General features: G+C 54.4%; 6 protein-coding genes. All 6 read left to right on the top strand.

Translation table 11 applies throughout. The features are described 5' to 3' along the window. Positions 1 to 6: 6 nt before the first annotated feature. Positions 7 to 417, top strand: coding sequence for a Fur family transcriptional regulator (locus COHPA_RS0102430; protein WP_027084603.1), 411 nt, complete (start codon positions 7 to 9; stop codon positions 415 to 417). 289 nt (positions 418 to 706) lie between these two features. Next, on the top strand, positions 707 to 1885 hold the full coding sequence (locus COHPA_RS0102425) for an IS110 family RNA-guided transposase (protein WP_027084602.1): 1179 nt from the start codon (positions 707 to 709) through the stop codon (positions 1883 to 1885). Positions 1886 to 2372: 487 nt separating this feature from the next. Then, positions 2373 to 5363 (top strand): ATP-binding protein, encoded by a 2991-nt coding sequence (locus COHPA_RS0102420; protein WP_169733240.1) that lies wholly within the window; start codon positions 2373 to 2375, stop codon positions 5361 to 5363. Between the two features lie 26 nt (positions 5364 to 5389). Continuing rightward, positions 5390 to 7522, top strand: a complete 2133-nt coding sequence (locus tag COHPA_RS0102415; protein ID WP_027084600.1) for a GMC family oxidoreductase — start codon at positions 5390 to 5392, stop codon at positions 7520 to 7522. A 254-nt stretch (positions 7523 to 7776) separates the two neighbouring features. Further along, a complete protein-coding gene (locus COHPA_RS0102410) occupies positions 7777 to 11661 on the top strand; it encodes a non-ribosomal peptide synthetase (RefSeq protein ID WP_027084599.1) in 3885 nt (1294 codons plus the stop codon). A 29-nt stretch (positions 11662 to 11690) separates the two neighbouring features. After that, a complete protein-coding gene (locus COHPA_RS0102405) occupies positions 11691 to 12713 on the top strand; it encodes a cysteine peptidase family C39 domain-containing protein (RefSeq protein WP_027084598.1) in 1023 nt (340 codons plus the stop codon).

Here is a 12713-nt window from a genome sequence, read left to right as displayed (position 1 = left end):
AGAACGATGAGCAAGGACGCCGTATTGGACCGAATGAAACAAGCCGGTTTACGCCATACGCCCCAGCGCTCTCACATTGTCGAGCTCTTATTGGAATTATCCCATCCGACCGCGGAGCAGATTTATGCAGCGATGTCCGAGCGCTATCCTTATGTCAGTCAAGCGACCGTATATAGCACGTTGAAGAAGCTGAAGGAACTGGGGATCGTCAGCGAGCTCTCTTACGGCGACAAATCCAGTCATTTCGAATTGGCCGACAACGACCACTGGCATTTCAATTGCAAAGTTTGCGGGGAAATTTACGATCTGGAAGCCGGAGAAGCCGACGCTTTAATGCAGGTCGGTTCTAACCGCGGCGTTTTTCAAGTCGAAGGTTATCGGGTCGAGTTTTACGGCATATGTCCGAAATGCAGTTGATAAGAGGATGTCCCGAAGGTCGATTCGACCCGAGGGACGCCTCTTTTCGTATTATCAGGTCAACCAGAGATTTCTGGTTGGCCTATTTTTATAGGCGTTCTATGATGGCGGTAGCCGGGAGAACGTGGCTCTTTTTGGGGTAGTGACCCCGTAATAAAAACTGTTCTCCCACTACCTCCAATGACCATGTTTGAGCTGGTTGGGGCAATTGACCTCGCATCACAAGCGAAGCTATGGGTTTGGAACCATCGTGGGATTGCCGGCTAATTTTACATCAGGAGGTGCTGACATGGAACCGGTTATCGGACTGGATGTATCAAAAGGAGCGAGCGTATTTCAAGCGTTTGTCAGACGAAATGAAGCACACGGAAAGCCGGAAACAATTCGGCATACAGAAAACGGGTTCAGCAGACTTGGTAACGTGATTCAAGAGCTTAAGGAGCGTACCAAAAAGGAACCTGTTGTCATACTCGAGGCAACTGGTCATTATCATCGCATTATCGTAGCGTATTTGGCGGACATCGGAGTTAAACACTTCATCATCAATCCTTTGCTGTCCAAACGCGCCAAGAGCGCGCAACTCCGCAAAGTAAAAACGGATGCAGCAGATGCTTGGCATCTAGCCGAAATGTACTATCGAGGCGATGTAGAGCCGCATCGGAGCTGGAACGAGTGCTATACGGAGCTTCAGCATGTGACTCGGCAACATGAATTCATCACTTCGCTATATGTACAGGCAAAGCTCAATATGCGTGCGTTGTTGGATCAGGTGTTTCCAACCTTTGAGAGTGTGTTTTACGATTTGTTTTCAGTTACAGCGCTTGCTACATTGCAGGTTTGTTTGTCCGGTCAGGATCAAGAATGGGAAGAAGCCATTCGAAAGCAAGCAGGTAAATCGCGCTCGACATCCTGGATTCGAACGAAAGTCGAGCATTTAGAGGTCATCTATGAGCAATGGAGCAAGAGCAAGAAAAGCGCTACTCAGATACAGATGCTGAGAAGCATGGTATCGTTGCTTCTCTCCATGCAGGAGCAACTCGAAGCGATTGAGAAGCAGATGAAACAGCTAGCAGAACAACTGCCAGAAGTGGGGCTTGTTAAGAGTATCCCAGGGGTGGGCGATAAACTTGCTGCAACGATCATATCGGAAGTTGGGGACGCACAGCAGTTCGGGGATGCAAAGCAACTGGTCGCATATGCGGGGCTAGATCCAGGTGTTTACAGCTCAGGACAGTTTGTGGCCACAAGCAATCGAATAACAAAGCGAGGTTCAAAGCGGTTACGCAGAGCGTTATATCTGGCCGTACAGTGCGGACTCAGGGGAAGTACGAACGAGAGACTTCGAGGATATTATGACAAAAAAAGAGAAGAGGGCAAGCCCTACAAGGTGACGGTGATTGCTTGCGCCAACAAGCTACTGCATCACATCTACGCCATCTTGAAGAAGGGCCAGCCCTACCAAGCATAAACCATATTTAACCAAAACCCTCCACGCCAATGGAGGTTATTTGGTGTGCGGTAAAATTATATCAGGTTCTTGCTGTCCGGCCAACACACTAAAGCTTGACAAACATTAGCTGGTTTTTATTGATCGATATCAACCAGACCGACGCGGCGTCACCATCCACTCGACACGAACTGTATTCCATGCTGTTGAGGCGGAAATTGGTTGTACGTTACTTTCCCCGATCCGAACGATCACGGACCCAAGCCATGATTGTAATCTACCATTTTCTATGGCAGGCGTGAGCAAACTTAGTATAATAGAACTAGTTTATGTCTAACGTCCCAATCCTTAGGAGCGGAAATCGATGCCAGAAGTTCGCAACCGAACGATACGAACACGATTTGCCCTTATCTCTGTCTGTATGCTCTTCTTAGCTATGATCGGCCTCGCAATCTCGCAATCCGATGTTTCGTCGCGTCAAGTTAAACCGGAAGCAAAGCGCGGGCAATTGGATGCAAGGCAGTGGAGCTTTAGCGAAGACGGCATTCTTAAGCTGAATGGAGAGTGGGCGTTCTATTGGGAGCAGCTTCTGACTCCTGAAGATTTCGCATCCGATTCCGTTCCTCGGCCAAGCGGCTTCTTCGTCGCACCGGATGTGTGGACCGATTATCGCGAAGACGGTAAGCGTATGCACGGACATGGCTATGCGACATATCGTCTCAGCGTGAGAACCGGCGGCAGTCAAGAGGAGCTAGCCTTGAATATCCCGGCGATGGCGCCTTCCTATAAAGTGATCGTAGCAGGAAGGACCGTTGCCGAAAGCGGCATCGTCGCGCCCGATGAAGAACATGCCAGATCAGCTTATCGGCCAACGATCGTCACGTTCACGGCGCCGGCGAATGAATTCGATATTATCGTTCAAATATCGAACTACTTATTCGCGCGAGGCGGCATGTGGTTCGGGCTTGAGCTCGGCACCGAAGATAAGATTTACGCGGCTCGCGAAGAGAATCTTGCCATTGATATGATTTTTTTCGGCTGCGCCATCCTGTTAGGTTGCTATCACTTGCTCGTTTTTGCGCTGCGCCGGTCAGACCGGTCTTCGCTCTATTTCGGAATTTGTTGTTTGATGGGGGCATTATGGCAGTTGGTCGTAGGAGAACTGTATATTCTGCATGCGTTCCCGGGCGCCAGCGTTCAACTCATCAACTGCCTAGGATATTTGGCCTATTACGGCGGAGTCGGGTGCGGCGCGTTGTTCATGCGCGAGCTGTTCCCGCATGAATTCTCCGCCAAAGCCATAAGGGGCTTGGCGGGCATCTGCGTCGCGTTTATGGCATTGGCCGTTGTACTGCCGATCGAAATCTATACGCAATGGATCGGTGTATTTCATGCGATAGCCATTACGGGAGGACTCTATTTCATCTGGGGATTGGTCATGGCCGTCATCCGCAATCGAAGCGGCGCCATGCTGCAATTGGTCGGTTGGCTGCTCTTCCTCGCGACTTGCTTGCACGACATTCTGTACAATGCCAATTACATCGTTTGGCTGGATGAACAATTAACGCCATACGGGTTGTTCATTCTAGCGCTCATCGAGGCGACGGAGCTCGCACGCCGATTCTCGCGAGCTTTTCAGACGATTCAATCCATGTCCAATCAATTGTTGTCCATGAACCGACTGAAGGATGATTTCCTCGCCAATACGTCGCACGAGCTAAAGACGCCATTGCATGGCATCATTAATCTGTCGGAGGCGATGCTGGAGGGAGGAGCCGGCACGATGAACGACGTTCAACGCGAGCAACTGGGTGTGGTCGTATCGGTCGCGCGCAGAATGTCCAATCTAATCAACGACATTCTTGATTTCTCGCGTTTGAAGCATAGCGATATTCCGCTCAGCCTGCGGAGCGTCGACCTCCGTGCGATCTTGTCGGCGAACATGGATATATTCCGTCATTACATTCGCGACAAGCAAGTGACGATCAAGCTTCAACTGCCGGAGAGACTGCCTAACGTGCATGCAGACGAGAACAGACTGCTGCAGATTATGTACAATTTAATCAGCAATGCGATCAAATTTACCCCGCAAGGCGAAATTATCGTCACGGCGCAGCAAGAAGAGGGAAGGTTGAGAATTGACGTGACCGATACGGGCATCGGAATACCGGAAGATAAACGCGAAGTCATCTTTCAGTCGTTCGAGCAAATCGGAACGTCAGTAGCCAGGGAATACGGGGGAACGGGTCTTGGACTCGGAATCTCAAAGCGTCTGGTGGAGATGCATGGCGGGAAATTGACCGTAATCTCCGAGGTTGGTCAAGGTTCCACGTTCTCATTTACTCTCCCGATCAGCGAAGTGACGAGTCAAGACGATAATAGGGTCGGGGCAGGCGGTCGGATCGTCGCCGATCTCGATTCGCAACATAAGCAGATCGCCGCCGCGCACGAACAGACGCGGTCAGAGGATAGCCTGTATACGATTCTTGCCGTAGATGACGATCCCATTAACTTGAAAGTGCTGAAGGGTGCGCTTGCGAACGAATCCTACGCGATTCTGACGGTATCCAGCGGCGAAGCCGCGCTCGCTGTGCTCGCGGAAGGTCATTCGGTCGATCTCGTCATTCTGGACGTGATGATGCCGGGAATGTCCGGATACGAAACATGCCTACGGATTCGCAGTCAATATTCCGTGCTGGATTTGCCCGTCTTGCTCACGACCGTGAAGAACGAGCCGGAGGATTTGATTAACGGGTTTGACGCGGGAGCGAACGATTTTCTGACCAAACCTTTTTACTCGCGCGAACTGCGCGCACGTGTGAGGACGCTCCTCGAGATGAAGCGGTCGGCGGAAGAAGCGGTTCGCACGGAGATGGCGTTCCTGCAAGCGCAGATCAAACCGCATTTTCTTTTCAACACGCTTAATGCCATTATCGCGATGTCGCAGAGCAAGCCGCAGCTGACGCATGATATGCTGATGGAGCTAAGCAAATACTTGCGCAACAGCTTCGATTTCGGCAACAGGAACAAGAATACGTCGCTATTCAAGGAATTGGAGCTTGCCGAAGCGTACTTGTTCATCGAAAAAATCCGGTTCGGCGATCGGCTCCGAGTCGCATACGACCTTGAGGAAGGGCTGGAAGGAATACTGCCTCCGCTTACGATTCAACCGCTCGTTGAGAATGCGGTTCGCCACGGCGTAACGAAGCGCTGGTCCGGCGGAACCGTAACGATATCCGTTCGATCGACGGATCAAGGGATCGTCATTCGCGTCCATGACGACGGGGTAGGAATCCCTAAAGAGAAGCTCGATCATATTTTCGAGGCGAGACAAGAGACCTCCGGCGTAGGATTGCGGAATATTCATCAGCGGATGCTTCGGATGTACGGGCACGGATTGGAGATCGAAAGCGAGCCGGTCCTTGGAACGACGGTGTCGGTGAGAATCCCGCAAGTCGAACAGTCTAAACCAACCGGCAGACACGAGGAAAACTTATAGCGCTTTACGGCGGGGGGACGGGGGAAATGGAGAACGAAGAGGTTCGCTCGGTATACGATGATTATCCGATGATGAAAGCGGTTGTCGATCGAATCGTCCCTGCGGATGCGTGGCCTTCGGCTACGGAGGTTGGCGTTCTCGCATACGTCGAGCGATATATTCGCGAGAATGCCGCGATTTGGAACGATCATCTTGAGCCTGGATTAAGAGCTTTGCAAACCATGGCGATCGCCCGGGAAGGTCAACCTTTCGAAGCGTTGTCCGCGGATCAACAGGATCGCCTATTGGAAGAGCTGGAGCTCGATTCGATTCAAGATTGGCCGGGCTCGGCCAAGCGGTGGTTCGATACGTTGGCAAGCCTTGCGATCGAAGGCTACTATGGCAATCCGGAAGCTCGGGGCGGCTCGGATACGAAGCCGTGGGACATGCTCGGATTTCGTCCCGGCACGCTCGATAAAGATAAACCTTCCGCTCGGGAAGTCGATCTACAATTAACCCCATTAAATAAATTGAAAAACCGATACGATGCCGTTATAGTCGGGGCGGGGGCGGGAGGCTCGATCGCCGCGGCCGTACTGGCGGAATCCGGACGGAGCGTGCTCGTCGTCGAGCGAGGCAGTTGGCTTCGTTACGAGGAAGTCGGCAACGACCACTTGCGCAACCATCGGCTTAGCAAATACGGTCATAACACGGGGCCGGACCTTGCCGGCAACCCTCGCACGATGGAGTTAGATAACGGCGGGGAGCGGATCACTCTCCCCTATGAAGGAGACTATCACAACAACGCGATGACGGTCGGCGGCGGGACGCGGGTCTACGGCGCGCAGGCATGGCGGTTCCATGCGGACGACTTTCGGATGGCGACGCGCTATGGCATCCCGGACGGAAGTTCGCTAAGCGATTGGCCGATCGGCTACAGGGAGCTTGAGCCGTATTATGAGCGGGCAGAGTGGGAGGTCGGCGTCTCCGGCGACGGCGAAGCTCACCCAAGCTACGGGCGCAGGCAACGTCCTTATCCGATGCCTGCGCTCCCCGGAACGGCGGAAGCCGCGCTCTTGGCGAGAGGAGCGGCGAAATTAGGCTGGGAAACCGGTCCGGTGCCGCTGCTCATCAATTCGGTTGAACGAGACGGAAGGCCGGCTTGCGGCAGATGCGGCCAGTGCGTGGGATTCGCGTGCCCGACGAACAGCAAGAACGGCGGGCACAATACGATGCTCGTGCGCGCTCTGGCAACCGGCAATTGCGATTTGATCCCGGATACGATCGCGGAGAGGATCCTAACGGAGAACGGCAAGCATGCGACGGGCGTCGTCTTGGCGCAAGAAGTCGAAGGCGCGATCGTCCGCAAGCAAGTGCAAGCCGGGCACGTCGTCGCGGCGGCCGGAGCGATCGAGAGCGCGCGTCTCTTGCTTAACTCTTCAAGCGACGCGGAGCCTGACGGAATCGGCAACCGCAACGGACTTGTCGGACGCAATCTGCAAGGTCACGTCTATTCGGGCGCTTTCGGGCTGTACGACGAGCGGGTTCAAGACGGACTAGGTCCTGGCGTGAGCATCGCTTCATTGCGATTCGCGCACGGCAACCGCGACGGGATCATCGGCGGCGGACTGCTGGCGAATGAATTTACGCGGCTGCCGCTCATTCATTACTACCGCGCGTTGGCACCTAACGCTCCCAGATGGGGGATCGCAGGCAAAGACGCGATGCGCACGAGTTACTTGCGTACAAGCCAGCTTATGGGACCCATTCAAGAGATTCCGAATCCAGACGCTAGAGTTCGGTTGTCCAAGACCGTCAAGGATCGGTACGGCATTCCCGTCGCGATGTTGTCCGGAAGCGCTCATCCGGAATCGATACGCGCTTCGCGGATGCTTGCGGAGAAAGCGGAGGAGTGGCAACGGGCATCGGGCGCGCGTCAAGTATGGCGTGCCGAACCCGGTACGGGACTTAGCGGCGGCCAGCATCAATCGGGCACGCTGCGCATGGGCGAAGACCCCGCGACGTCCGTCACGGACCCGTCGGGTCGCGTACACGGCTACGACAATCTATGGGTGTGCGACGGCTCCGTTCATGTCACCAACGGCGGCGTGAACCCGGTGCTGACGATTATGGCGCTGGCCTTCCGGACAGCGGACAAGCTGCTGAAGCAGGGGGAGTAATCCGATACCCGCGATTCTCGAAATCGCGGGTATTTTATTTAATCCCATCAATTCATGACTGCGAACGATGGCGAATGCGGATGGATATTCTCTAGATTTGTTAGATGCTGTCGAAGCTTCGTTGCTGCTAGCAAAAACATATTGACTGAATAAAAAGCTGTTGCTACACTTAAACAGTAAATTTTACTAGATATAGATTCGTGAGGTAATTAACTAACTAAATAACAGGAATCCTGTGTAGGAGCTGATGTTGGATGCCGCCCCGCAGTCTGGATGAAAGGGCGTTCGAACGACAAGCGATGTCGTTCTGGAAAACGGCTCTAGCCGGATGGGTGAACGAGCCCTTCCTGGAACCCGATCTCATCGGCGCCTCGAGACGCTTGCGCACGATCGAATTCCGAATACCCGAATCGATCACGAGCGCCATGGAACGTACTTGCAGGCAGCGCGACGATCTCAGGTTTATCTATTACGTCGCCGCGATGGCAATCGTATTGGCGGCATTCTCGCGCGAACGACGCACGATGGCCGTCGCCGTACCTGCGGCGCCCGATTCCGCGGCGGGTCCGCTGATCCCGATCTTGTACGGGAATCCGCGGGAAGAGGGCACCTTTAAATCGTGGCTAACGCGAATGTTCGAGACGTTCAAGCTGGCTTATCGATATGCCGATTATGCTTGGAACGCGCCGGCGGACGAGCACGAGAAGACCGGCTTGAAGCGATTCCGGTTATCCGATCAAACATGGCAAGGGAGGGAATTAGCGAATTCGTCCGGAGAGTCGGACGACAACGAGGTTTGGATTCATTTCATCTTGAACGAAGTCGGCGACAGGACCGCGATTGTTCGTTTCGACGAGGGACGATATAGCGAACCTCTCATTAGGAGCGTCATGGATAGCTTCCTTGCCGTATTGACACAATCCGCGGATAATCCCGAAATTCCGCTCGCCTCCTTGGATATGCGATCTTCGGAAGAGAAGTCGCGCCAACGGGCATGGAACGACACGGGAGCTTTTTTCGAGCAGGAACTTACGATTCACGAAAGATTCGCGCGGCTCGCCGGGTCGCAGCCGGAGCGCCTGGCCGTCATGGACGGTACGCGCAGCCTGACGTACGGAGCGCTTCATGAACGCTCGGATGAGCTTGCGCACCGTCTGCTCGGGGAAGGAATTTCTCCGGGAGATCGCGTAGCCGTTATGCTGGAGCGATCCGCGGAATGGGCTGCGACTTTTCTCGCCGTGCTTAAAGCCGGCGGCGTATACACGCCGATCGACCCTTCTTACCCGACGGAACGGATCGCTTATATGCTATCGGACAGCCAAGCGACGGCTTTAGTCGTGTCCGAAGCACCGGCAACGGCGCTCGACTTCCGCGGACGGATCGTGCATCTTGCCGAATCTTCGCCGAAGGCGAGTCCGGAAGTTAACCGTCATCCGCCTGGGATGCCCCGCCGATCTGCCGACGATTTGGCTTACTTGCTGTATACGTCTGGCTCTACCGGCGTACCGAAAGGGGTCATGGTCGAGCATCGCGGCGTCAGTAACTTGCGTAGCTTCTTCGAAGACCGTCTTGGCATCGGGCCGAACGATCGCGTGCTGCAATTCGCGAGCTTATCGTTCGACGCTTCCGTCTGGGAGCTGACTATGGCGCTGTTGACCGGAGCGGAGCTTCATATTGCGGGCGCCGACATCATCGGCGACGTGCCGCGATTCACGCGGTTTATGGAGGATAGGCGCGTGACGGTGTCGACGCTGCCGCCTACCTACGCCGTGCATGTGAACCCGGAACAGCTCGGATCGCTTCGGTTGCTCGTCACCGCGGGTTCGGAAGCCGGCAAGGAATTGCTCGAGCGATGGCGCGAACGCGTTACCTATATCAATGCCTATGGTCCGACGGAAACGACCGTTTGCGCGACGTATTGGAACGGGAGCTTAGAGCCGTTGCCGTCGTCGGCTCCCGTCCCGATCGGGATTCCGCTGCCTAACACGCAAGCATGGATCGTAAACGAAGATCTTGAGCCCCTTCCGGCGAACGTTGCCGGCGAATTGGTCATCGCGGGGACCGGACTGGCTCGGGGTTACTGGAACAAGCCCGAGATGTCGGAGCAGCGGTTCGTCCAGCTCCCTTCCGAAGGAATACGGGTGTACCGAACGGGAGACTTGGCGAGATGGACGCCGGACGGACGGCTTGTTTTCTTGGGCCGGATCGACCGCCAAGTGAAAATCCGAGGGTACCGGATCGAGACGGAAGAGGTTCGGCTTGCGCTGCTTGCGCATTCCGGCATTCGGGACGCCGTCGTCACCGTCAAACCGGATGCTCTAGGCGAACCCGCCTTGATTGCCTATTATGCAGCCGATGCGGATGGGAATAACCGAAGGCCGGATCCCGAATCTCTTCGAACGACTTTAGCCGGTCGCCTGCCAAGCTACATGATTCCTTCGTATTTCATCGAGCTTGCGGCTATTCCGTTAACGCCGAACGGGAAACCGGACTTGAAGAGCCTCCCGGATCCAGCCGACGCGGCGGAGAGCGAGGAGCGGACGGAAGGAGAGACTCCTCTCGGCGAGACGGAGACGAAGCTGGCCGAAATGTGGACAAGCTTGCTGGGCTTGCGTCGCGTTCGCCGAGACGACGATTTCTTCAAGCTCGGAGGGCATTCCATGAAGGCGGTCAACATGGCCGCGCAAATCCATGAGACGTTCGGAGTAAACCTTCCGCTCGAGATGATGTTCCGATACGCTACGCTAGCCGAAATGGCTAACCGTATCGAACGAATGAGCGAGGAAGGGACGAGGATCGCACCGATCGAACCTGCTCCGGCGCGGCCGGGTTATCGGTTGTCTCCGGCCCAGACGAGGGTATTCACGATCGAAAGCTCTCGTTCCGCCAGTACGCTGTATGTGCTTCCGTTCGCATTCTGGCTTAATCCGGCTCCTCCGTTCGATCTACTTGAAACCGCTTTCAACCGATTGATCGAACGCCACGAGCCGCTTCGCACATCGTTCGGCTGGGACAAGAGCGAGCCCGTTCAGATCGTCCATCCGTTCGTTCCCTTCGGCCTGCGTCGGATCGAAGGGGACCCCGATCAATTAGACGATTTAACCGGAAAGTTCGCGGAACCGTTCGATCTCGCGTGCCCGCCCCTGATTCGGGCCACGGCCGTGGAATTCCGGGACGGACGATTGATGCTGTTGCTGCATCTCCATCACATTATCGCGGACGGTATATCGCTAAGCATCTTGATGAACGACCTCATGTCTTTGCTCGCCGGGCGGGAGTTGCCTCCTTTGACCTTGCAATACAAAGATTACTGCGAATGGCTGAGCACCCGGGACATGTCCGAGAACCGCGAAGCTTACTGGTCCGATAGGTTCCTAAATTACGCTTCGACTCCCGACTTGCCGCTCGATCGTCCAAGGACTTCCGTGCGGAGCTACGAAGGAGATACATTAGCGCTTCATTGGGACGAAGCAACCGCAGCTTCCGTCCGAGAGCTTGCCGCCCGATGCGGAACGACTTTACACCTCACGATGTTAGCAGCCTATTACGTACTCCTGTCCAAACTGACGGGAACGGAGGAAAGCATCATCGGTTCACTTCATGCCGGGAGAGACCATCCCGCCGCCTCCAATATGGTCGGAATGTTCGTCCACACGCTAGCGCACCGCATCAAAGTTAACCCGCAGCTTACTTTTGAAGCCTTCACGCAAGAAGTCAAGAATCGCATATCGGAAGACTACGAGCACGCGGATTATCCGTTCGAACGGCTTGTGCGAAGATTGAAACTGCAACCCGGTTCCCGCAACCCGCTGTTCGATACGATGTTCGTTCTGCAAAATTTGGAGTTGCCGGAGCCGGAAATCGGACAAACCCGCGCCATTCCTCACGTGCTCAAGGAAACATGGTCGCGCTTCGATCTCGTGTTGCAAGCCTGGGAAAACCCGAACGGCTTGCTGCTTTGGATTACCTATTCCGTCGCCCTGTTTCGGCGGGACACCGTGGTTAAGTTGGCGGAAGAGTACCGGAAACTGATCGAACAACTGACGAGACAACCGGACATCGTGCTAAGAGAACTAACCATGACCTCGGAATACCGGCCGATCGCCGCTTCGCGCCACTCGCTGGATTTTCAATTTTGATGCTTTATCGATACGAGGAGGGTACCTTTATGGGAGTCCGAAAAGTATTGCCGATCGCCGAGCCCGATATTACGTCCTATGCGCACTTGTCGTATTCGTTGTCCGTGATGCACACGGACGAAAGTTGCCTGGATTGGATATACAGCAATTTCATCCAGCTGTACACCATGGATCGCGGCGAATCCCTCTTTCTGGACTATTTCAGTCCGACGGTCACCGATTATCCGATTCCGGCCTTTTACGGCAAATCGCATTTGAACCGGGATTTGATATTGCGAAATTATGAGCGCTTCGGCGACTTTCTTCGGGAAAGCATCGATGACGGACGTTATGTGTCGACTTACGTGGACGATTACTTCATCCCGGGAACGGTCGCCTATCAGAACCGCAGCAATCCGCACGGCATTCTGGTATACGGTTACGACGATGACAAGCGCCATTTCCAAATAACCGGCTATTTGGCCAATCAGACCTACGGGCATACGACCGTAGACTACGATAACATCGAAACCGCCTTCAAAGAAATACGCCTGTCGGACGAGTCGGATTATAAGAATTTCACGCATTTGTTCAAGCTGAATCCGAAGTACGGCTACGACTTTAACCTGCAATGGGTCATGGATCAGCTGGAGGATTATACGTTCGGGAAGTCTTCCGTCTGGCGATGGGAAGGGTTTCAAGGCAAAGACGGCCAGCGCCGCGTATGGGGAATCGGGATATACGACGAACTCATACGGAAAGTGCGGGAACAGATGGAAGGAACGTTCATCCTCGACCATCGGCCGATCCATGTCATATGGGAACACAAAAGGATGATGAACAAGCGCATTGCTTATATGGAGAGCCGCGATTATTACTTCTGCACGCACGAAGTTAAGGAAGGGTATGCCCGGCTTGAGAGGATGGCGGCGACCAGCCGTCATCAGATCTTGAAATACTGGATGACGAAAGACAACCGGAGATTGGAAGAGTTGATCAATCAATTGAATCAATTGAAACAAGAAGAGGCGCAAGTCAACGAACGGATGCTTCAGGAATACCGGAACGCTTGA

The sequence above is a fragment of the Cohnella panacarvi Gsoil 349 genome, assembly GCF_000515335.1.
Classification (GTDB): domain Bacteria; phylum Bacillota; class Bacilli; order Paenibacillales; family Paenibacillaceae; genus Cohnella; species Cohnella panacarvi.
The sequence above is the reverse complement of the archived record's forward strand: the minus strand, read 5'-3'. Positions and strand labels throughout refer to the sequence as shown.

Coding starts and splice junctions, on each gene's coding strand:
- COHPA_RS0102430 (WP_027084603.1), top strand. CDS start 7: ATGAGCAAGGACGCCGTATTGGACCGAATGAAACAAGCCGGTTTACGC.
- COHPA_RS0102425 (WP_027084602.1), top strand. CDS start 707: ATGGAACCGGTTATCGGACTGGATGTATCAAAAGGAGCGAGCGTATTT.
- COHPA_RS0102415 (WP_027084600.1), top strand. CDS start 5,390: ATGGAGAACGAAGAGGTTCGCTCGGTATACGATGATTATCCGATGATG.
- COHPA_RS0102410 (WP_027084599.1), top strand. CDS start 7,777: ATGCCGCCCCGCAGTCTGGATGAAAGGGCGTTCGAACGACAAGCGATG.
- COHPA_RS0102405 (WP_027084598.1), top strand. CDS start 11,691: ATGGGAGTCCGAAAAGTATTGCCGATCGCCGAGCCCGATATTACGTCC.